Source organism: Variovorax sp. IB41 (assembly GCF_016405905.1).
Taxonomy (GTDB): domain Bacteria; phylum Pseudomonadota; class Gammaproteobacteria; order Burkholderiales; family Burkholderiaceae_C; genus Variovorax.
Genome location: NZ_JAEFCB010000001.1, coordinates 849,074 through 869,868 on the forward strand (window position 1 = coordinate 849,074; position 20,795 = coordinate 869,868).

The 20,795-nt window shown below is 63.8% G+C and carries 18 protein-coding genes and 1 tRNA gene; 10 read left to right on the forward strand and 9 right to left on the reverse strand.

Going from position 1 to position 20,795, the window contains the following annotated elements; all coding sequences use genetic code 11:
• Positions 1 to 180: 180 nt before the first annotated feature.
• The 3 genes from JC881_RS32555 to JC881_RS03980 form a co-directional block, all read right to left on the reverse strand.
• Positions 181 to 309: a hypothetical protein gene (locus JC881_RS32555; RefSeq protein WP_269823122.1), complete on the reverse strand. Its 129-nt coding sequence runs from the start codon at positions 307 to 309 to the stop codon at positions 181 to 183.
• The gene (locus JC881_RS03975; protein ID WP_332875188.1) at positions 306 to 2,294 is read right to left on the reverse strand and encodes an alginate lyase family protein; all 1,989 of its coding nucleotides are present in this window, start codon (positions 2,292 to 2,294) and stop codon (positions 306 to 308) included. Before JC881_RS03975 ends, JC881_RS32555 begins: the two co-directional genes overlap by 4 nt.
• Positions 2,295 to 3,203: 909 nt before the next feature.
• A tRNA-Gly gene (locus tag JC881_RS03980) sits at positions 3,204 to 3,277 on the reverse strand.
• A gap of 207 nt (positions 3,278 to 3,484) precedes the next feature.
• Between JC881_RS03980 and JC881_RS03985 the strand changes: the two genes are divergently transcribed.
• Genes JC881_RS03985 through JC881_RS04020 form a run of 8 tightly spaced genes read left to right on the forward strand, consistent with a single transcriptional unit; the run spans position 3,485 to position 10,674 of the window.
• Positions 3,485 to 4,255: a GntR family transcriptional regulator gene (locus tag JC881_RS03985; RefSeq protein ID WP_198784369.1), complete on the forward strand. Its 771-nt coding sequence runs from the start codon at positions 3,485 to 3,487 to the stop codon at positions 4,253 to 4,255.
• Positions 4,252 to 5,988 carry a fumarate reductase/succinate dehydrogenase flavoprotein subunit gene (locus tag JC881_RS03990; protein WP_198784370.1) on the forward strand — a complete coding sequence of 579 codons (1,737 nt, stop codon included), beginning with the start codon at positions 4,252 to 4,254 and terminating at the stop codon, positions 5,986 to 5,988. The genes JC881_RS03985 and JC881_RS03990 overlap by 4 nt, the downstream gene beginning before the upstream one ends.
• 32 nt (positions 5,989 to 6,020) lie before the next feature.
• Positions 6,021 to 6,254: a 4Fe-4S dicluster domain-containing protein gene (locus JC881_RS03995; RefSeq protein ID WP_093082546.1), complete on the forward strand. Its 234-nt coding sequence runs from the start codon at positions 6,021 to 6,023 to the stop codon at positions 6,252 to 6,254.
• A gap of 35 nt (positions 6,255 to 6,289) precedes the next feature.
• On the forward strand, positions 6,290 to 7,702 hold the full coding sequence (locus JC881_RS04000) for an ABC transporter substrate-binding protein (RefSeq protein ID WP_198784371.1): 1,413 nt from the start codon (positions 6,290 to 6,292) through the stop codon (positions 7,700 to 7,702).
• Positions 7,703 to 7,730: 28 nt separating this feature from the next.
• Entirely contained in the window at positions 7,731 to 8,528 is a 798-nt protein-coding gene (locus JC881_RS04005; RefSeq protein ID WP_198784372.1) for an ABC transporter permease, read from the forward strand.
• Complete coding sequence (locus tag JC881_RS04010; protein WP_198784373.1) at positions 8,525 to 9,373, forward strand: ABC transporter ATP-binding protein; 849 nt, start codon at positions 8,525 to 8,527, stop codon at positions 9,371 to 9,373. The genes JC881_RS04005 and JC881_RS04010 overlap by 4 nt, the downstream gene beginning before the upstream one ends.
• 7 nt (positions 9,374 to 9,380) lie before the next feature.
• Positions 9,381 to 10,379, forward strand: coding sequence for a HEAT repeat domain-containing protein (locus JC881_RS04015; protein ID WP_198784374.1), 999 nt, complete (start codon positions 9,381 to 9,383; stop codon positions 10,377 to 10,379).
• Entirely contained in the window at positions 10,369 to 10,674 is a 306-nt protein-coding gene (locus JC881_RS04020) for a gamma-butyrobetaine hydroxylase-like domain-containing protein (protein WP_198784375.1), read from the forward strand. Before JC881_RS04015 ends, JC881_RS04020 begins: the two co-directional genes overlap by 11 nt.
• Before the next feature lie 180 nt (positions 10,675 to 10,854).
• Here JC881_RS04020 and JC881_RS32665 read toward each other — a convergent pair whose 3' ends face one another.
• Entirely contained in the window at positions 10,855 to 11,958 is a 1,104-nt protein-coding gene (locus JC881_RS32665; RefSeq protein ID WP_198784376.1) for a restriction endonuclease, read from the reverse strand.
• A gap of 118 nt (positions 11,959 to 12,076) precedes the next feature.
• On the reverse strand, positions 12,077 to 14,176 hold the full coding sequence (locus JC881_RS04030; protein ID WP_198784377.1) for an AAA family ATPase: 2,100 nt from the start codon (positions 14,174 to 14,176) through the stop codon (positions 12,077 to 12,079).
• Positions 14,177 to 14,895: 719 nt separating this feature from the next.
• On the opposite strand from JC881_RS04030, the gene JC881_RS04035 reads away from it, so the two are divergent.
• A complete protein-coding gene (locus JC881_RS04035; protein ID WP_198784378.1) occupies positions 14,896 to 15,195 on the forward strand; it encodes a hypothetical protein in 300 nt (99 codons plus the stop codon).
• A gap of 22 nt (positions 15,196 to 15,217) precedes the next feature.
• Here the strand turns inward: JC881_RS04035 and JC881_RS04040 are convergent, their stop codons facing one another.
• Together JC881_RS04040 and JC881_RS04045 are read right to left on the reverse strand one after the other, a co-directional pair.
• Positions 15,218 to 16,009 (reverse strand): SDR family NAD(P)-dependent oxidoreductase, encoded by a 792-nt coding sequence (locus tag JC881_RS04040; protein ID WP_198784379.1) that lies wholly within the window; start codon positions 16,007 to 16,009, stop codon positions 15,218 to 15,220.
• Positions 16,010 to 16,096: 87 nt separating this feature from the next.
• A complete protein-coding gene (locus tag JC881_RS04045) occupies positions 16,097 to 17,050 on the reverse strand; it encodes an alpha/beta fold hydrolase (RefSeq protein ID WP_198784380.1) in 954 nt (317 codons plus the stop codon).
• A 116-nt stretch (positions 17,051 to 17,166) separates the two neighbouring features.
• Here JC881_RS04045 and JC881_RS04050 point away from each other — a divergent pair, with 116 nt between their 5' ends.
• On the forward strand, positions 17,167 to 18,072 hold the full coding sequence (locus tag JC881_RS04050) for a LysR family transcriptional regulator (protein WP_198784381.1): 906 nt from the start codon (positions 17,167 to 17,169) through the stop codon (positions 18,070 to 18,072).
• Between the two features lie 76 nt (positions 18,073 to 18,148).
• Here JC881_RS04050 and JC881_RS04055 read toward each other — a convergent pair whose 3' ends face one another.
• A complete protein-coding gene (locus tag JC881_RS04055) occupies positions 18,149 to 19,906 on the reverse strand; it encodes a bifunctional protein-serine/threonine kinase/phosphatase (protein WP_198784382.1) in 1,758 nt (585 codons plus the stop codon).
• Positions 19,907 to 19,946: 40 nt separating this feature from the next.
• Positions 19,947 to 20,759, reverse strand: coding sequence for a formate/nitrite transporter family protein (locus JC881_RS04060; protein WP_013540903.1), 813 nt, complete (start codon positions 20,757 to 20,759; stop codon positions 19,947 to 19,949).
• Positions 20,760 to 20,795 lie beyond the last annotated feature (36 nt).

Sequence of the window (20,795 nt, forward strand, 5' to 3'; positions counted from 1 at the left end):
TAGGGATTGTGAAAGGTGCCCGGGTTAGCATTTTTCGGTGGCCGCGTTCGCAAAAGTCGCACACCTGCGAAGACCTCGGCAACCGGTCGGCTCGTTCCGTGAAAGTTCTGTCGCCTTGGTTGGCTGTGATGTTGAGCCGGCAGGAGCGACAGGAGGCCGAAGCCGCGATCGCGCAGGTCTTCAGCTCCCGGTCGCGCCCGCGCAGAGCCATTGCGACGGCGAGCTCTGGTCGAAGGCGCGTTGGGAGTTGGCCGCGTTGGCCGCGTTGCCTGCGCTGTCGTTCGCGGTGCCGCCTGCGGCGACGTTCACCGTCGCGCGACCGGTGTGGCGCTGTCCGACGGAGAACTGTCGCTCGTTCCAGCGGAGTTGCTCGCCGTCACGGTGTAGTAGTAGGTGGTGCCGTTGACCACGGAGGTGTCCGTGTAGCTGCTGCCAGCAACGCCGGACGCGACGGCCTCGTAGGGCCCGCCGCTGAAGGCGGAGCGGCCGACCGTGTAGCCGGTGGCCCCGAAGGACGCCTGCCAGCGCAGCGGCACGGCGCCATCGCCCGGCGAGGCCAGCAGCATGGCGGGCGCCGCGGGGACGACGCTCGGCGCACCGCCGTCGCCACCTGTGATCTGCACATTGCTGAAGACGCTGTTGTTCAGCTTGCCCGTGACCGACGAGACCACCAATCCAACATAGACCGTGTCGGGAACGGGGGCGTCGATGCGGCCGACATCGGTGGCGGCCCAATTGGTGCCGTCGGGAGAAACGTAGCCGGTGATGATGTTCCCGATGCGCTCGAGCTTCACCCAGTGAGTGGGCCCGGAGCTCGCAACCTTGTTCGCGTAGTTGGAGCCCCCGTACACCGCCAGTTTCGTCATGTTCTGCAAGACTTCACTTTTGTAGTTCATCGCCATCCAGGCGCGCGGAGCGCCTGGTTCCAGGCTTGTGCGCATCATCACGCCCGCCACCGCGGACGGGTGGGTGTTCTCGAGCGACTCGACCTTCGCGACGATGGTGCCGTTGCCGGTGAGCGCCTTGTAGGCGAAGTGGCAACTGTCGCGTTCGCCCCAGATGTCGTAGCCCGCCCCGGCCACGTTCCATTTGCCGGCGGCGTAGGTGGCCGAGCCGGCCGGGCTGGCGCCCCCGATGTCGGCACTGCTGAACCCCGAGGTGATCGATGCGGCCGAGGGAATGGGCAGCGCCGGCGGCGGCGCCGCCTTCGACGTGTCGGCGTCCTTCAGGAACATGAAGCTGGCGCCGTCCACCGGCATCCGAAGGCGCCTCTGCGCGATGAAGGGTGCCTGCAGGCCCTTGCGCAGCACGTAGGCGCCATAGATCTGTGTCAGCGCCAGGCTCCCGCCATTGGCGCCGTCCCAGCCGTGCCCGGTGACGTCGGTGAGGTAGTAGCGATCGGTCGTGCCGAAAGGAAGCGCCGGCGTGGGCACGCGCTCGTTCACTCTCGCGAAGTACTCGCCCGCGGCCAAGAGGCGGTTGTCGAAATCGGAATAGATGTCGATGCCTTGGCTCCAGAGCGCCTCGGCCAGCACGGTCAGCGACTTGAGCTGCCCATAGGCATGCCCCTGGTCGCGCAGCGAGTCGCCCAGCATGCCGATGTCGTTGGAGTTGCGCAGCCCGATATGGGCGAGCGTGCGGGTCTGGTAGACGACCCTGTCCAATGTCTCGATGTCGTCGGTGTAGATCGCCATCAGCCCCAGCGCGGCGAGGGACAGCGCGCCCTTGTTGGCTGCGCCGAACGAGCTTTCGCCGTAGGGGTTCGCCGCCGGCATCAGCACGTCCTTGAAGTACTTCTTGACGACCGCCGTGTCGGCCTCTTTCCAGCCCGACCAGGTGGTGCGCAGGATTTCTGCGCCGCCCACGAACTGGAGCGCGTAGTCGCCCAGGTCGAGCATCGACTCGCGACCCGAGAACTCCGTGTGGGTGGTGGCCCACCCGAGCAGGAACTTGCGCGCGTTCACCGCGTACCGCTCGTCACGGGTGAAGTACCACATCAGCGAGAGATTCGATATCGCGACCATGTCGTTGCGCCAGGCCCAGAGGTTCTCGTCAGGGGCGCGGCTCACCTTCGCGAACGGGCCATACCCTCCGTAGCTGAGCCTGGACATGGGGTTGCCCGCCACTTGCTTGAAGCCGGACGTCCACGGCTCCCTGCCCTGGTCGATGTATGTCTTGAGCGTCGCGAGATCCGAGAGGGAGACCCCAACGCCCGGGTGCTTGATCACGCGGGCCACCGGCGTGTCTGCCGGGGCGGCGGGAATCTCCGGTGTGCCTCCCGTCGCAACGGGCACCGCGGGGGCGCCTCCGGTCGCAACGGGAACCGCTGGTATCTCTCCTGTCGCAGCGGGGGTCTGCTGCGTGCCGCCCGGCAGGGCAAACCCCTCGCTTCCGCCACCGCAACCCGGGAGCACGACCGAGCCCAACACGAGCAACGCAGCAGCAAAGTTTTTTTTATCGAACATGGAAGCCTTCTCGGCGAGTGCATGGAAAGTCGCGAAGCCCGCTATGGCGCCGCAAGCTTTTTTCGAGGTGTTGATTTCAGCGATGAGCCTGCGATCCGCATCGGAGGCTTTTCGGCGCGCGAGGCGGGCCAATCCTGGCACCCGTCCAAGAGGGAAATATGAGCACCGAAGTATCGATTTCCATCGAATGTGAATCCGCCTTCTTTGCGGGCCATGGCTCAGCTGGGGACAAGGTTAAGCCTTTGGTTTTCTATTGAAGTAGGACTGCATAGATGAGGTGCGCCGCCCCGTGTTGTACCGGGCGCTGCGATCAAGAGGCCACCCCTTGAGACGAGGCGACAGATGGGACGACCCCTCCCACCGAATCAACAGTTTCACATATGGCAACAAAATAGCAGGCACCGGATTGCACTGAAAAATGAGTGGCTGAATTTCATTTTTGGCGCAATGGCTGCCCTCGCGCGATGCTGGAGGCGCACGAGGAACCGGATCGCTCGACGGGCTCTCAGCCGAAACGATTTATCGGGAGCGGACTCAAGGCGGGCGCGTGTTTCATGCGGGGCGGCATAGGCCTGGTGCCGAAGCGACACCTTCCACGGCTCGCGCGCTCAACCAGTTGGCGACATCGGCGTAAAGACGCCTTGGAACGGAACCGGAATTTGAGTTGGAGCTGGGCGGCTAGTCGGGCAGCCTTGCCGACTGGCTGCAGCCCCGCATGGGAGATGGGAGCTGGAGCGTTGGAGCGGGTGAAGGGAATCGAACCCTCGTATGAAGCTTGGGAAGCTGCCGTTCTGCCATTGAACTACACCCGCATTGGCAACCCGTTGAATTCAGACGGGTTGCAGACCCAAGCGCGCGATTCTACAGAGGAATCACGGGCGCTCTGCGCCGGGCGTCGCCGCTGCGCGGGGCGGCCCGCATCACTTTGCGCATATCGAAGCACGTTTTTGTTCGTTAACGAAAGAAGCACCGCTGCCTAGCATCCGGCCTCATTCAACCGGTCATGACAGGTCAGCCGCATGTCTTTCGCCAGGGCGCTTGAGCCCATCGCCTTTTCACCCGTTCCGCTCTACACACAGGTGCGCGAGACGCTGCGCGAGCGCATCCTCGATGGCACCTACGCGCCGCATGCGCAGTTGCCCTCCGAGAGCGAGATGGTCGCGCTCTTCAAGGTCAGCCGCATCACGGTGCGCCAGGCGCTCAGCGACCTGCAGCGCGAGAACCTGATCTTCAAGATCCCGGGCAAGGGCACCTTCGTCGCCAAGCCCAAGGCATTCCAGCAACTGGGCCAGCTCGAAGGTTTTGCCGAATCGATGGGCCGCATGGGCTACGAGATCCGCAACCAGGTCACCAGCCACAAGACCGTGCCCGCCTCGCCGCGCGTGGCGCAGCGCCTGGGGCTGGCCGAGGGCACGCCGGTCGCGCAGATCAAGCGCGTGCGGCATCTGAACCGCGCCCCGGTGTCCTACGAGGTGACCTACCTGCCCCACGCCATCGGCGAGCGGCTGCGGCAGGCGGACCTTGCGGGGCGCGACATCTTCCTCATCCTGGAGAACGACTACGGCATCGCGCTCGGCCACGCCGACCTGCAGATCGACGCGATGCTCGCCGACGAACTCCTCGCCCGCTCGCTGAGCGTGCCCGAAGGCACCGCCGTGCTGCGCGTGGAGCGCCTCACGCACACGGCCGAGGGCGCGCCGCTGGATTTCGAAGACCTTTATTTCCGCGGCGATGCGTTTCAGCATCGCCTTCGCATCGCGCGCAGCCACCCCACGAAGGCCCACCCATGAACATCCTCACCCGCACCGTAGACGTGCTGGTCATCGGCGGCGGCACGGCCGGCCCGATGGCGGCCGTGAAGGCCAAAGAAGCCAACCCCAAGCTCGAAGTGCTGCTGCTCGAGAAAGCCAACGTCAAGCGCAGCGGTGCCATCTCGATGGGGATGGACGGCCTGAACAACGCGGTCGTCCCCGGCTTCGCCACGCCCGAGCAGTACGTCAAGGAGATCACCACCGCCAACGACGGCATCGTCAACCAGAAGACGGTGATGGCCTATGCGCGCAACAGCTATTCGATGATCGAGGAGCTCGACCGCTGGGGCGTGAAGTTCGAGAAGGACGAGACCGGCGACTACGCGATGCGCAAGGTCCACCACATGGGCACCTACGTGCTGCCGATGCCCGAGGGCCACAACATCAAGAACGTGCTGTACCGGCGCCTGAAGCGCACGCGCGTGGAGATGTCGCAGCGCCTGGTGGTCACGCGCCTCTTGACGGCGGCCGACGGCAGCATCGCGGGCGCGATGGCCTTCGACTGCCGCACGGCCGAGTTCCACGTGATCCGCGCCAAGTCGGTGGTGCTGGCCACGGGCGCGGCCGGACGGCTGGGCCTGCCTGCGTCGGGCTACCTCTTCGGCACCTACGAGAACCCGACCAACGCGGGCGACGGCTACAGCATGGCCTACCACGCGGGCGCGGAGCTCTCGGGCATCGAGTGCTTCCAGATCAACCCGCTCATCAAAGACTACAACGGCCCCGCCTGCGCCTACGTGACCGGCCCCTTCGGCGGCCACACCACCAACAACAAGGGCGAGCGCTTCATCGAGTGCGACTACTGGAGCGGCCAGATGATGATGGAGTTCTACAACGAGCTGCAGGGCGGCAACGGCCCCGTCTTCCTCAAGCTGAGCCACCTGGCCGAGGAGACCATCGCCACCATCGAGCAGATCCTGCACACCAACGAGCGCCCCAGCCGCGGGCGCTTTCACGCCGGGCGCGGCACCGACTACCGGGAGCAGATGGTGGAGATGCACATCTCCGAGATCGGCCTGTGCAGCGGCCACTCGGCCTCGGGCGTGTGGGTGGACGAGCACGCACGCACCACGGTGCCGGGCCTGCACGCGGCGGGCGACCTGGCCTGCGTGCCCCACAACTACATGCTCGGCGCCTTCGTCTACGGCCGCCTCGCGGGCGAGAGCGCCGCGCGGCATTGCGCGGAGACCGAGCTGCCCGCGCTCGATGAAGAACAGGTCGCACGCGAGCACGCCCGCGTCAGCGCCCCGCTCCTTCGCAGCGGCGGCCTGCCCCCCGCGCAAGTCGAATACAAGCTGCGCCGCATGGTCAACGACTACCTGCAGCCGCCCAAGGTCACGCGCAAGATGGAGATCGGCCTCTCGCGCTTCGAGCAGATCCACGAAGACCTCGAACAGCTCGCCGCGCCCGGCCCGCACGAGCTGATGCGCGCGATGGAGGTGCACGCGATCCGCGACTGCGCCGAGATGGCCGCGCGCGCCTCGCTCTACCGCACCGAGAGCCGCTGGGGCCTGTACCACCACCGCGTGGACTTTCCCGAACGCAACGACCGCGACTGGTTCTGCCACACGCAATTGCAGAAGCAAGGCGACGCGATGGTGAGCTTCAAGCGCCCGGTCGACGCGTACATCGTGCCGCTCGACGCGCACGAGATGTCGGCCTACCAGCACCTGCGCGTGCCCGCCGCCGCGCGCGAGCCGGTCGCGGCCTGACGCCTGCACCACGACAAAAAAGAGAACCCCACATGCCCATCGCCTTCAACCCCACCAGCGTGCCCGTGCGCATCGACGACGACAAGTGCATCGCCCACAAGGGCTGCACCGTCTGCGTGGACGTGTGCCCGCTCGACGTGCTCGCCATCGACCTCAGCAAGGGCAAGGCCTACATGAAGTTCGACGAGTGCTGGTACTGCATGCCCTGCGAGAAGGACTGCCCCACCGGCGCGGTCACCGTCGACATCCCCTACCTGCTGCGCTGAGCCGCCGCGCCCGCATTTCAACCCGGAGCATCACGATGAAGACCCAGAGAATCCTGTCCCTGTGGGGCGCAACCCTCGGCCTGCTGCTGACCCTTCCCGCAGCGCAGGCCGAGACCATCCGCATCGCCATCGGCACGCAGGACACCACCATCAACTGCGCCACCGGCGGCCTCCTGATCCGCAAGCTCAAGCTGCTGGAAAAATACCTGCCCCGCACCGGCAAGTACAAGGACGCGCAGTACCAGATCGAGTGGAAGAACTTCACCTCCGGCGCGCCGCTCACCAACGAGATGGTCGCGGGCAAGCTCGATCTGGGCTCGATGGCCGACTTTCCGGGCAGCTTCAACGGCGCGGCCTTCCAGAAGGCGGGGCGCAAGAGCATCTTCATCACTGTGCTCTCGGGCAGCACCACGGGCAGCGGCAACGGCATCGTCGTGCCGAAGGATTCGAAGGTGCAGTCGCTCGCCGAATTGAAGGGCAAGACCATCTCCGTGCCCTTCGCCTCGACCTCGCACGGCATGCTGCTGCGCGCCATTCAGGCGCAGGGCTGGGACCCGCTGAAGGACGTGAACATCACCACCCAGGCGCCCGAGGTGGCCGGCCCCGCGCTGCAGGCCGGCAAGGTCGAGGCGCATGCGGACTTCGTGCCCTTCGCCGAGCTCTTTCCGTACCGCGGCTTCGCCCGCAAGATCTACGACGGGTCGCAGGCCAACGCGCCCACCTTCCACGGCAGCCTGGTCGACGAGGAGTACGCGAAGAAGTACCCCGAGGTCGTCACCGCGTACCTGCGCGCCGCACTGGAGGCCGACCGCCTCGTGGCCGCCGAGCCCGAGAAGTACAGCGAGCTGATCGCCAAGGTCACGGGCATCGAGGCGGAGGTCAACTACCTCTTTCACGGCCCGCTCGGCCTGCAGACGCGCGACCTGAGCTGGAAGCCCGAGTACCGCCAGGCGGTGAAGACATCGCTCGACACGCTGCGCCTCTTGAAGCGCACCGACAACGACATCGACGCCAACGCCTTCGTGCAGGACGGCTACATCCGCACTGCGTTCACGGAGGCGGGCATGGACTACGACAAGCAACTGAAGAACTACGCCCGCGCCCCGCTGGTGGCCAAGGACGCATCGACCGGCAAGCCCATCACCGACGTGAGCCGCGTGGCCCAGGTGTGGGTCGCAGGCGAGCCGCTGGTGCGCCACTACGCCTCGCCCGAGAACGCGCTGGGCGACCTGCAGAAGCTGGAGAAGGCCGGCAAGAAGGCGCGCGTGGTCTATGCGCAGGACCGCAACAGCGGCAACAAGCTGCTGGCCGCCGACGCGTGGTTCGTGCTCGGCGCCAAGGGCGAAGTCGATGCCTTCCTGCTCAAGGACCAGGCCGAGGGCTGGGCCGCCAAGCACGGCGGCAAGGTGCAGGACTTCGCGGGCGTGCGCGCCGCACTCGCGGGCTGACGCCCTCCTCTGTTCAGAGAACGTCACCATGGCCAGCTCCTTGAACGACAAGCTGCCGCGCGCCGCGTGGCGCATCGCCGCGCTGCTCCTGTGTGTGCTCGCATGGCACCTGGCCACGCGCGAGCGCATGAACCTGGGCTTCATCACCTTCCAGAACGTGCCGCCGCCGCGCGAGGTGGCCGAATCGGCGTGGTCGCTGGTGCAGTCGCCGCTGGTGCTGCAGCACCTGTCGGCGAGCTTGCGCCGCGTGTTCATCGGCTTCGGCCTTGCGGCCGTGGCCGGCGTGGCGCTGGGCCTGGCGATCGGCCGCGCCCGCTGGGCCGAAGACACGCTGCTGCCGCCGCTCGAAGTGCTGCGGCCGATTCCCGCCGTCGCGTGGATTCCGCTGGCCATCCTGATGTTTCCGTCGTCGGAGGCGTCGATGGTCTTCATCACCTTCGTCGGCGCGCTCTTTCCCGTGCTGCTCAACACCGTGCACGGCGTGGAGGCGGTGGATGCGCGCCTGGTCGCCTCGGCGCGCAGCCTGGGCGCGGGGCGCCTTGCGGTGTTTCGCGAGGTGATCCTGCCGGGCGCGCTGCCCAGCGTCGTTACGGGCCTTGCCATCGGCATGGGCACCGCGTGGTTCTGCCTGGTCACGGCCGAGATGATCTCGGGCCAGTTCGGCATCGGCTACTACACGTGGATGTCGTACACGATCCAGAACTACGCGGACATCGTGGTCGGCATGCTCTTCATCGGCGTGCTCGGCATGGGCAGCAGCGCGCTGGTGCGCCGGGTCGGCCAGTCGCTGATGCCCTGGCGCGCCGTGCAGGAGCAACGCGCATGAAGGCCGACGTGCAGACCGGCCGCATCGCCATCGACGATTTGCGCGTGCGCCTCGGCCAGGGCGCGCAGGCCTTCGATGCGGTGCAGGACATCACGCTGCATGTGGAGCCCGGCGAGTTCGTCTGCCTGCTCGGGCCTTCGGGCTGCGGCAAGTCGACGCTGCTGGGCGCGCTCGCGGGGCACCTGACACCTGCGAGCGGCGCGATCCGCGTGGACGGCGAGCCGGTGCGCGGACCGCACCCGGACCGCGGCCTCGTCTTCCAGCACCACACGCTCTTCCCCTGGAAGAAGGTGCTCGACAACGTCGCCTTCGGCCTGAAGATGCAGGGCGTCGGCCGCCGCGAGCGCCATGCGCGCGCGCACGAGATGCTGCGGCTCGTGGGCCTGGACGACTTCGCGGGCTTCTACCCCTCGCAGCTCTCGGGCGGCATGCAGCAGCGCGCGGAGATCGCGCGGGTGCTCATCAACCACCCGCGCGTGATGCTGATGGACGAGCCCTTCGGCGCGCTCGATGCGCAGACGCGGCTGATGATGCAGCGCCAGCTGCTCGACGCGTGGGCGCGCGTGCGCACCACCATCGTCTTCATCACGCACGACATCGACGAGGCGCTGTTCCTCGGCGACCGCGTGCTCGTGATGGGGCCGCGGCCGGGGCGCATCGTGGCCGAGTTCGCGCTCGACTTCGCGCGGCCGCGCGATCCGTCGCTGGTCACCTCTTCCGAATTCACCGCGCTCAAGCGGCACTGCCTGCAGTTGCTGCATCCGCACGCGGCCGCCAGCGCGCCGCTGGAACGCCTCACGCCGCTGGGCGCGCCCACCGCTGCGCAACTGCGCTTTGCCATCTAGAAAAAGAATGAACCCCTCGACCCTCGACGACCCCGAACTGCAGGCCATCGCCGAACGGCTGGCCTCGCCCGACGCCGAAGTGCGCCGCATCGCCGTGATGGACCTGGGCGACCTCTCCGACGAGGCGCACACGCCGCTGCTGGTCGCGGCCCTGCGCGACGACACGCCGGCTGTGCGCGCCGCCGCCGCATTGGCGCTGGAGACCATGGAGAACCAGTCCGCCGTCGAAGGACTGGCAGAGGCGCTCGACGATGCCGATGCGCAGGTGCGCGAAGCCGCCGCCCACAGCCTGGCCGAGCTGAAAGAGCCCGCATCGGCTGCGTGGCTGCTGCCGCATGCGGGCACCGGGCCGGCGCGAGTGCGCGCCGCCGTGCTGCGTGCATTGCGCGAACTGCGCGTGCCTGCGAGCGCCGCGCCCGCGCTGGCGGTGCTGCAGGAGCCGCGCGCCGCGCAGGACACCGCCGATGCCATCGCCCTGCGCCGCGAAGCGATCGGCGTGCTCGGCTATCTGAAGCACGCGGCCGCGCTGCCTGCGCTGGCCGCGCTCGCCGCCTCCGACCCCGTGGACGAAGTGCGCCGCGCGGCCGTGGGCGCCCTCGCCTTCGCGGCCGGCGACACCGATGCGCGCGAGGCACTGGAAACCGCGCTGCGCGATGCGAGCTGGCAGGTGCGCGAGGAAGCTGCCACGGCGCTTGGCAAGCTGCAGCAGCCCGCCGCGACCGCCGCGCTGCTGGTGGCGCTGGACGATCCTTACTGGCAGGTGCGCCTGCGTGCGGCCCGCAGCCTGGGGCGGCTGCGCAGTGCCGAGAGCGTCACGCCGCTGCTCGTTGCGCTGGGCCACAGCATCAGCAACCTGCGCAAGGAAGCCGCGCTGGCGCTGGGCGAGATCGGCGATGCAGCGGCGCTGCCTGCGCTCGAACTTGCTGCGGACGATGCCGATCCCGAAGTGCGCAAGTCCGCCCGGCTGGCGATCGTGCAGATCGGGAAGGCGGGCCATGGCGCCTGAGTCCATCGTCGACCATCGCGCGCGGGCTGCGCTGGAGTTTTGCTGGGGCGATGGGGAGCGGTATCTGGCCACGTACCAGCTGCTGCGGGACAGTTGCCCTTGTGCGGATTGCAAGGCGCTGCGTGCGGCTGGTCGCGGTGGCGATGCAGTCGATGTGCAACTCGCGGACATACAGCCGGTGGGGGCTTATGGCGTGCAGTTCGTGTTCAGCGATGGGCACGACCGGGGGATTTTTCCTTGGGGGTTTTTGAAGGAGCTGCTGGAGGAAGATGTGCAATCGGCCGTGACACCATGACCACTTCATAGCCTTTTTGCTCCAAGGCCGTCGCTATTCCATTCTTCTGATTTCTGTGACTATTGCAGGCCGGCTTCCAAAGTCTACTTTGGCCGAACACCGATATACGGTGCAAATGGAATTGATTTACTGATAACACCCCTGACTCACGCGTGAACTAGTCTTTATGCCATTTTTTGGCTAAATCCTCGTTAGTATTCCACTACCAGGAGTGCGTAGCGCTTTAAGCCAACGAGCAAGTGAGGCTCTTTCTTCAAACCTCACTGGATATGACCGTGCACTACACACCCGTTGAGATCCAGGAGCAATGCGAGATGACGTAACTATTAATCCGGATTCTGCTCCTTCGTGAACCACATCGGCCCAAAGAGCCTTGACAATCAGCTGCTCAATTGAAGATTTTTGCCTCTTGCATTGAATGAGGATTGTTGGAGGATCGCTATTTCGGTCAATTTCTGGCTTCCACGCCCGGATATCCACCCCCCCATCTCCACGACCAGGCCCCATTTCCACGTCGTATCCAGCACGCGAAAAAAATTCGCCGACCAAGCCTTCGAACTTTCGCCAGTTCATCGCGTCAATGGCTGAAAAATTCGCCCCTAAGTAGTCAAGAAGCCGTTGATCGATAAAACGTCCATCAGATGCATCTAATGATTCACTTGAAAATAGTTCTTTTAATTCTATTGTATTCGTCCAATCTATTCTTCTGAAGCGGTCGAACTCGCATAAGGCGCCGATTCGATAGAGGTACATCATATCGATGATCTCTCTTGCCAGTTTTTGCCCCAAATGACCCCACCTTTCTTCTGTATTTCTAAGAAATTGACTCAACTCCAATCCGGGCTTTGGTAATAGCCAATCACTCTCCCCTGCGAGTAAGTCAAAAATTCCATCGATCACTGGCTGACGAATCGCATCATTTTTGGATGAAAACCGAAAGAATGTTGGGGCATGATAGGCGACTGGATGGGGCAGCACTCCCAATCGATGAAGAATTTTCTGAAATGACTCCAGCAATTCGTCGTGATGTATGGACACATGAGTGGCTTCAGCGCTGGAAAGTTGGGTGCGCAGGTTGCTTTTGATGTCGGTATGCGATATCAACTCATCAAGCGACAAAGCCAGTCCGGATTTGAATCCAATTTGTTCGCTGATGTATGCAACAAAGAGGTCGCGAGGCATAAGAAAGCCGCTCATAAGATTTTTTTGGGATTCATTTTTATAATTGACTGCCATTTCAAAATGGCAAAAATAAACGGCGGCTCGAATCTTGTGTTGATCCACCTATCGGGAAGGGGCGCGGCCTATTTCGAACTAAATTTCTGCTCCTGGTCGGCTGCAGCCATATCGGTGCATCAATTATGCTACTGCGTGCCGATGCAGCCTTTCGGCGAGATCTCCACTACTGGATCGTGGCAACGTATTTGTCGCATTCCTTGATAACAAAGTGCGGCACCAATTGATATTCACGCGGGTTGAGTTGATAAATATAGTTGTTCTCGATGTGAAAGGCCTCGTTGATAAACTTCAAGATGACATTGGACTTGACCTTGTCTTCTTCATGATCAAAAAGAATGCGGTAGAGGTGCAGCTTCTCGTAGTTGCTGGTTGAAGCGTGGTAGAGCTGCTTCATTTGCTGTTTATCAGTGACCAGACTAAGAGCTGCCGCGTAACTGAAGTCGGGGATTTTTTCGACGACAGCCTCACATCCTGCTTTGATTTCTTCTTCGGTCATATCTCGCAGTTCTCCATCGTCGAATTTCTTTGGAGCGGGACGCTTGTGAAAGACGTTTGACAGAATGTCAAACGCATCGCCCTTTTGCTGGGTAACTTCCAGCAAGCGGCGAAGGTAGACAAGTCGGTTTAAAAGCGGGATCGGCTGGGTAATATTTTCATGATTGATGTCAATGAAAGTCTTAACCTGCGCCCGCGTAACGATCTTCTCGGAAAGAATGCCATCCTTGTTTTCAAGGAAGGCGACGGCTGGTTTGGTGAATCGGTCTGCATGGTGAACGACCATGTCCACCACGGGGTCCAGATCATGAGTCAGCAAAAGCACGGTTTTCCCGCGCAGTGACTGGGCCCCCCGGAAGAGCATTTCGATGATGGCGTACTTCTTGTTCTTATCGAACGATGAAATTGGGTCGTCCAGTACGATCAATTTGGGATCGGACTTGACCGCATCGAACATGAAAAGGACCAAGGCGATGGCATTTCTTTCGCCAAAACTCAGGTGATCCCGCACATTGCTGACCGATTGCTCGGGAAATTCTAAATGCGTGAGCAGTAGCTTGTGCCTGGAGTCCGCACCTGCTCGCAGTTCAACTCTATAAGAGTAGCCCGCATTCGCGAGGAAGTCATTAATGTGCGTGCTGTAGGCTTTGACTAGACGTTCAATCGTAGTCCGTTGCTTAATAATGGCGCCCTGCAATGCTCCCGCCTTTTCGATCAAAGGCTGAATACTCTCGTTGATGATCTGGACCTTGACTGCGGTTTCTTCCGATTGCAGATGGTAATAAAGTCCTAAATCAATCTTGTATGATCCTAATTCGTCAATAATTTTTGTGACATCTTTGAGCGAACTGAAGCCGATGGCTCGGTTTTGCTTGAACTTCCCGGCTAAGCGTTCAATTTGCGTTTTAACCTCATTCAGAAAGGCGACTTGCTCGTCCGTATACTTTTCCGTATTTTTGACGAATTCTGAGATCTTGTCTTTTGTGGCCGCTGAGAAGTATTTGTTAAGGCGGTCGAAAGTGCTGACGATCTTGTTGAGCGTTTCAATGGATTTCGGGTCGTAGGCTTGAGCGACCTTGTCTATTGTTTCGCGTTTGGTCTTGATGTCGCTGGTGCAGTACGGGCAATCTGAGCCGAAGGGGAGGTAGCTTGCTCCCTCTTGCTGCCACCGAATCCACTTGTATCCAGATTCGTGGCGGATGTACGGCGTATATGCTTCCAGTCCGGCAGGGATGTTTGCAACCTTGTTTCCATCCTTAAAGGCCTTTGCGATGTTGCCGGCTGCGTGGATTCCGGTCTTAACCGGCCTGCCGAAACTGCTGCTGATCTCCTCAAAGTCGGCAAGAAGGATATCGACTTCGGGGTCCGTCGAAATCGAACTCTTGAAGTCTTGAATCAGTTCCTCGATCTTCTGCAGTCCATCGTCATAGTCCTGCGTCTTGATAAAGATCTCGAAGCTGCCTTTCAGCAAGTCATCTTGCTGAAAAACAAAGCTGTTGATGTAATCTTCGTTGAAGATCCTCGTGGCCGCGATGTCGTCTATACCCGTGATGCTGGGGACTGCCGTGGCATTTGCGCGGTGTTTGAACGGGATCAGGTTAGCGAGTTTCTTTGCGGCACCATTTTTTTCTTCGACTGCGTATGCTATTGCCTTTGCGATGGTGCTTTTGCCTGTGCCGTTGATCGCGTATTTGATGTTGAGTACGCCCTCGGCGATCTCGATTTGACCGCGTTCGATGTTATTGCAATGCTCTAGTTGGATCTGCATCCCGCCCTCCGTTGTAAGTACTCGTCACATATCGGAAGGGTAGCCGGAAATCCCGATATTTGCGCCTTCTTCGATTAGGTTTTTCCGCCGAAGATGAGCCGGTGTGCGGCGGCTATGCGCCACCTTCGCTCGGTCGAAGTGAACCTCGGTGCGGCTTTATCTGGCAACACACGAGCACATCATCGTTGTCCAACTAACGGCCAATGACCTTTGCCTTCTTGCCCCGGAGGGGGGTACGTCCGTGAGCTTCCGTTCCAACTGGCGCTGGAGTGCGGGAAGGCCGAGCGGATGGTTCAGGCACCGGAAAGGCAGTCGCCAGTTCAGACTTTCAGGACTAGTGGCAATACTCGCGCGGCGCTTCGACAAGCTCAGCGTGAACGGACAGTGGTTCCGTCCTGATCTCAATCGCCGTTCGTGGCGGAGATCACGCGGGCTGCAAAGGCAAATACATCCGCGTAGCTATACTCCGCCCCGTCACGTCAAAAACAGGCGTGATCGGGATTGGACTCCCGTTGAAATCACTGCGACGAAAGCCGCAGTTACCGCAAGGACTGCGGCTTTCTCATTCGTGCAACCTTTTTTAGGCGGCTCGATGAGCGGGCGCAAGCCCGGCCGGTTTCACGCAAGTGGTTTCCCGGTAGTCCAACTCGTCGAGCCGCCGCCCTCGATTGGACTCGGGTGCGGTGGTTTCAGTAAATCGAAACCCTTGGAGGCCATACATGGCTCACGTCCCCTCGTCCCCCGAATCCTTCGCCCCTCACAGCGCCGCATCGCTCGCGCTCCAGACCTGCGACGACATCGACAGCCTGCACGACGTGCGGCTCGCCTACGCGTGCATCGAGAAGCTCGTCGTTCCGACGCATGCGAGCGACGCGGAAGATGCCTACCCCCTCCGCACCGAATTGAGCGCCCTGATGCGGCTGGTGAACGAGGCGCTGCAGCGCCGCATCGAGACGGCCGATGCCACGATGCAGGCGCTGCGCCTGGCAGTGAACAAGGCCGACGCGGCGCCGTGCTGAGGCCTTCGATCGTCGGCGTTCGTCAGAAGGCGCTCTTGACGACGCCGCCATCGACGCGAAGGGCCGCACCCGTGGTCGCCGAGGCGAGCGGACTTGCCACGTAGGCCACGAGCGAGGCCACCTCCTGTGGCGTCGCGAAGCGCTTGATCAGCGAGGTCGGGCGCACGTGGTCGAAGAACTCCGCCTCGACCTGCTCGAAGCTCTTGTCGCTCGAGCGCGCCATGCCCTCCACGAAGTCGCCGACGCCGCGCGATTTCGTCGGGCCGGGGAGCACGCTGTTCACCGTGATGTTCGTGCCGGCGAGCGATTCCGCGAGCCCGCGCGACACGGCGAGCTGCGCGGTCTTGGTCATGCCGTAGTGGATCATCTCGGTGGGGATCTGCACCGCGCTTTCGCTCGAGATGAAGATGATCCGCCCCCAGTTCGTGCGCTTCATGTCCGGCAGCACCAGGCGTGCGAGGCGCACGCCGCTCAGGACGTTGACGTCGAAAAAGCGCTGCCAGTCTTCATCGGGAATGTCTTCGAATGCCTTGGCCTCGAAGATGCCCAGGTTGTTCACCAGGATGCCGATGCCGGGGTGGCGGCGCACGGCTTCCTCGGCAGCATCGGCCCGGCTGAGGTCCCCGGCGTAGCCGAGAACGGTGCCGTTCGTCTCCGAGCGGATGCGCTCGGCCGCCTCGTCGACCGCCGCCTGCGACCTGCCGTTGACGATGACGCTCGCGCCCTCCTGGGCCAGCGTGCGCGCGATGGCATAGCCGATTCCTGCGGTGCTGCCGCTTACCAGCGCGAGCTTGCCGTTGAGTTGAAGGTCCATGTCGATGCTCCTTGGTCAGTTCGAGGTTGGTGTCCGTTGGCGGCATGCGGTGGGCAGCGGCCGTTCGGCGACGAGGCCCATTTTTCGCTATGCCAGGAAGTTGATCAACGCCGGAATGACCTGCTCCGGCGCCTCTTCCATGAGCCAGTGCCCGGACCCCTTGACGATCACGCCCTGCACGTTGGTCGCCACCATCCTGCCCTGCTCGATCAGGAAGGTACCGCCGGCCTTCTCGCCGGAGAGCACCAGCATGGGCATGGGCAGCGGCGTCTTGCCCAGTTCTGCGAACTCGGCCGCGTCCTGCTCGAAGGCCTTGAAGTATTCGAATCCGGCGCGCATGCCGCCGGGCTGCGCGTAGGCCTTCGCGTAGAACCGGCGATCGGCCTCGGGCACCGAGTGCTTGGGGTCGGCCGCGAAGTCGTTCCAGAAGTGCTCGAAGTAGATGCGCTCGCGCCCGCTCACGAGCGCCAGCGGCGTCTTGCCGTGGAAATGGAAGTGCCAAAGGTCGCGCAGCAGCCACACGTTCTGCCATTGGCCGATGCCGGGCAGGAAGGCGTCCATGAGCACCACCTTGTCGGTCTCCGAAGGGAACTGGGCGGCATACGCGTAGGCCACCATCAGGCCGATGTCGTGGCCGACGATGCTCGCGCTGCGGATGCCGAGCGAGCGGACGAGCTCGTGGATGTCGACGGCCATGTTCTTCTTGCCGTAGCCCGTCTCGGGCTTGGACGAACTGCCGGCGCCCCGAAGGTCGGGCACGACCACGGTGTGCGTCTTCGCGAGCAGCGGCATCAGCGGGTTCCACATGTGCGCGGTCTCGGCGTAGCCGTGCAGCAGCACGACGGCCGGCCCGGTGCCGCCGATGCGGTAATGGATGCGGGTGCCGTTCACCTCTGCGGAGCCCGCGCGAAAGCCCGGCACCGCGTCGGCGGCAGGTGCGGCGTGCGCTGCGGAGCCCACCGTCAGGGTGGCGCCGAGCGCGACTGCGCCGGCAATCAGCGAGCGGCGGGTGGGTGCGGGGGTGAGAGTGGCATCGGTCATTTTCGAAGGTCCTTTCTGTTGGGGATGGCGTGAATTTATGATTCAGCTTCGCTTTCAGGAAGGGCGCAAAGATGGTTAAATCATTCAGCTTTACTGAATGATCAAAGACCACCCCCATGGACCGATTGCGCGCGTACGAGGTCTTCGTCACCGTCGTGGCGAAGGGCAGTTTCACCAAGGCGGCGGACGCGCTGGACACCTCCCCGGCCAATGTGACGCGCTACGTCAACGAGTTGGAAGCGCACTTGCGCACGCGGCTGATCAACCGCACATCGCGCCGCCTGTCGCTCACCGAAGGCGGCGAAGCATTGTTCGAGCGGGCCACGTCGATCCTTGAAGAAGTGGCGGAGACCGAGGCGCTGGCCACCACCGCGTCGCTCCAGCCCCGTGGGCGCCTGCGCATCAACGCGCCGCTGAGTTTCGGCAGCCTCGTGCTGGCGCCCCTGTGGCCCAAGTTCATGGCGATGTACCCGGATGTGGAGCTCGACATCGCGCTCATCGACCGCGTGGTCGACATCGTCGAAGAGGGCTACGACCTGGCCATCCGCATCTCTCGCACCACGTCGGGCAACCATATCGCGCGCCGGCTGGGCGGCTCGCAGAACCTGGTCTGCGCTTCGCCCGCATACCTGGCGACCCACGGCATGCCCAAGGTCCCGGCGGATCTTTCGCGGCATGCGTGCCTGGGCTACACGTACGGTGCGACCTCCGACGAGTGGCAGTTCGCCGGGCCCGGCGGGACGCTGGAATCCGTGCGCGTGCGCTGGGCCCTGCGCGCCAACAATGGCGAGACCGCCCGCGCCGCGGCGCTCGCTGGTGCCGGCGTCATCTGGCAACCGAGCTTCGTGATCGGCGAGGATGTGCGGGCCGGTCGATTGGTCGAGGTGATGACCGGTTATCACATGCCGCCCGTCGACATCCTGGCGATCTACGCGAGCCGCCGGCATCTGAGCGCGAAGGTGCGGGTGATGGTCGACTTTCTGGTCCATGCGTTTCACGGCTCGCCGCTGGTGGTGAAATAAATCGACGCGGCGCCATGCCGAGGTCTTCGATCGTCGGCCTGGCGTCGCCGCGATCCGTGCACTGAACCCGGCAGCCTCACCGCCCCAGGATCAACACCCCGAACAGCACCACCGACACGATCGCCAGCAGCGCGGTGGTGCCCTGCCAGAAGCGCACGGGGTGCCTTTCAATCAACGGCGGCAGGCGCGGGCGCAGAAACTCCTGCCCCGGTGCCCGCAGGTCGTGCGCGAGCTCCGACACCGCCTCCTGCCGCTTGGCGGGGTTGGGGTTCAGCGCCTTCTGCAGCACCGCATCGACCCACTCGGGCAGCTCGGGCCGCAGGTGGCGCGCCGGCACGTAGCGCAGCCGGTTCACATCGGCCGGCGACCGCACGCGCGACACGTGCAGCCCATACGGCAACTGGCCCGTGAGCATCTGGTAGACGATCACCGCCATCGAGAACAAGTCGGACCGCGCACTGCCGCCCTGCCCCGTGAAGTACTCGGGCGCCGTGTACTGCAGCGTGCCCGTGATCGCGAGCGGCCTGCCCTCGCCCGCGCCATCGGCGAGCCCCGCTACATGCGTGGTCGCGAGGTCGATGATCCGCACGGTGCCGGTGCGGTCGATCATCACGTTCTCGGGGCGCACGTCCTGGTGCAGCATCTCCTTGCCGTGCAGCGCCTGCAGGCCGCTCGCGAGCTGCTCGGCGATGCGGCGCACGCTGTCGAGCGATGGCTTGGGGTGGTCGACCATCCACTGCGCGAGCGTCTGGCCATCGACGTATTCCATCGCGACGTACAGGTGCCCGCGCGCACGCTCGATCGCGCTGGCCTTGAGCACATGCACGTTGTCGATGCGCCGCGCCACCCACTCCTCGAGCACGAAGCGGTCGAGGTACTCTGGGTCGTCGCCCAGGTCGACCGACGGGAGCTTCAGCACCACCTGCTGCCCGCTCGCGTCGTCCACCGCCAGGTGCACATGGCTGCGCGAGCTCACATGGAGTTCGCGCACGAGCGTGAAGCCCTCGAAGCGCGCGCGGGGCGCGAGCGGCGGCGCGATGGCGAGGCCCTCGCGCTGCAGGGGCAGCGGCGCGGCGTCGGCGGGCGGGAGTTCGTCGATGCGCACGAGCTGCACCGTGCAGTCGTCGTCGCTGCCGCGATGCCGTGCGGCCTCGGTGAGCAATCGCGCGGCTTCGTCCAGGTCGTCATCGCACCGCGCGATCGCGTCGTGCACCGCGGCGGCATCGAGGTACGCATAGGCGCCGTCGGTGGCCAGCAGATAGACCTCGCCCACCTCCGCCTCCCAGCAGCGGTAGTCGATCTCCACGTTCGGCCCCGCGCCCAGCGCGCGCCCGAGGTACGACTCCACCGACGACAGGTGCACGCGGTGGTCTTCGGTCAGCTGCTCCAGCCCGTTGGGATGCAGGCGATGGATGCGCGCATCGCCCACGTGCAGCATGTGCACGTCGCGGCCCTTGAAGATGAGCGCGCTGAAGGTGCAGACGTAGCCGCTGTCCTTGTCGAAGCGCGCATCGCTGCGCATGGTCTGCGCGTGCAGCCACGAGTTCGTGGCGCTCAGCACGCGCTGGGCCGCGCGGCGAACCGACCACGCATCGGAGGTGGCGTAGTAGTCGTCCAGAAAACCCCGCACCGCCGCCGCGCTCGCCACCTGGCTCACGCGGCTGGAGCCGATGCCGTCGGCCAGCGCCACCGCGATGCCCTTGGACAGGCGCGGCGTTCCCTCGGGCAGCATCGCGCCGTGGAAGTCCTGGTTGACCTGGTTCACTGCATCGGGCTTGGCCAGCGAGTGCTGGCCGAGCGCGACGCGCAGCGCCTTGTGCGTGGGCATCAGCATCGAAGCGATGCGTGCGGGTGTGCGTGGCCGCGACCGGTGTTCAGCTGGCCTTGCGCTTGGGCGCCGTCTTGTAGTGCGTCGAGTACAGCGTCAGGCCCACGAAGGTGAGGCCGCCCACGAGGTTGCCGATGACGGTGGGAATCTCGTTCCAGATCAGGTAGTCCATCAATGTGAACTTGCCGCCCAGCAGGAGGCCTGTGGGGAACAGGAACATGTTGACGATCGAGTGTTCGAAGCCCATGTAGAAGAACACCATCACCGGCATCCACATGCCGATCGCCTTGCCCGACACGGTGGTGGACATCATGGCCGCGACCACGCCGGTGGAGACCATCCAGTTGCACATCACGCCGCGGATGAACAGCGTCAACATGCCGGCCGCGCCATGCGCCGCATAGCCCACGGTGCGGCCTTCGCCGATGTGGCCGAGCTTCTCGCCGATGGCGTTGGGCGCCTCGCTGAAGCCGAAGGTGAAGATGATCGCCATGAACACGGCCACCGTGAGCGCGCCCGCGAAGTTGCCCACGAACACCAGGCTCCAGTTGCGCATGACGCCGCCCCAGGTGGCGCCCGGGCGCTTGTCGAGCACCGCGAGCGGCGCGAGCGTGAACACGCCCGTCAAGAGGTCGAAGCCCAGCAGGTACAGCATGATGAAGCCGACCGGAAAGAGCATCGCGCCCACCAGCGCATTGCCGGTGTTCACGGTGATGGACACGGCGAAGGCCGCGGCCAGCGCCAGAATGGCGCCGGCCATGTAGGAGCGGATGAGCGTGTCGCGGGTGGACATCAGCAGCTTGGATTCGCCGGCATCGACCATCTTGGTCACGAACTCGGCGGGGGCTAGGTAGGCCATCAGGGTTCCTTGAAGAAGCGGGGAAGAAAAAGAAAT

Coding starts and splice junctions, on each gene's coding strand:
- JC881_RS03990 (WP_198784370.1), top strand. CDS start 4,252: ATGAACATCCTCACCCGCACCGTAGACGTGCTGGTCATCGGCGGCGGC.
- JC881_RS04045 (WP_198784380.1), bottom strand. CDS start 17,050: ATGACCGATGCCACTCTCACCCCCGCACCCACCCGCCGCTCGCTGATT.
- JC881_RS04055 (WP_198784382.1), bottom strand. CDS start 19,906: ATGCTGATGCCCACGCACAAGGCGCTGCGCGTCGCGCTCGGCCAGCAC.
- JC881_RS04040 (WP_198784379.1), bottom strand. CDS start 16,009: ATGGACCTTCAACTCAACGGCAAGCTCGCGCTGGTAAGCGGCAGCACC.
- JC881_RS04020 (WP_198784375.1), top strand. CDS start 10,369: ATGGCGCCTGAGTCCATCGTCGACCATCGCGCGCGGGCTGCGCTGGAG.
- JC881_RS04005 (WP_198784372.1), top strand. CDS start 7,731: ATGGCCAGCTCCTTGAACGACAAGCTGCCGCGCGCCGCGTGGCGCATC.
- JC881_RS04015 (WP_198784374.1), top strand. CDS start 9,381: ATGAACCCCTCGACCCTCGACGACCCCGAACTGCAGGCCATCGCCGAA.
- JC881_RS03985 (WP_198784369.1), top strand. CDS start 3,485: ATGTCTTTCGCCAGGGCGCTTGAGCCCATCGCCTTTTCACCCGTTCCG.
- JC881_RS04010 (WP_198784373.1), top strand. CDS start 8,525: ATGAAGGCCGACGTGCAGACCGGCCGCATCGCCATCGACGATTTGCGC.
- JC881_RS04000 (WP_198784371.1), top strand. CDS start 6,290: ATGAAGACCCAGAGAATCCTGTCCCTGTGGGGCGCAACCCTCGGCCTG.
- JC881_RS04035 (WP_198784378.1), top strand. CDS start 14,896: ATGGCTCACGTCCCCTCGTCCCCCGAATCCTTCGCCCCTCACAGCGCC.
- JC881_RS03995 (WP_093082546.1), top strand. CDS start 6,021: ATGCCCATCGCCTTCAACCCCACCAGCGTGCCCGTGCGCATCGACGAC.
- JC881_RS04030 (WP_198784377.1), bottom strand. CDS start 14,176: ATGCAGATCCAACTAGAGCATTGCAATAACATCGAACGCGGTCAAATC.
- JC881_RS04060 (WP_013540903.1), bottom strand. CDS start 20,759: ATGGCCTACCTAGCCCCCGCCGAGTTCGTGACCAAGATGGTCGATGCC.
- JC881_RS04050 (WP_198784381.1), top strand. CDS start 17,167: ATGGACCGATTGCGCGCGTACGAGGTCTTCGTCACCGTCGTGGCGAAG.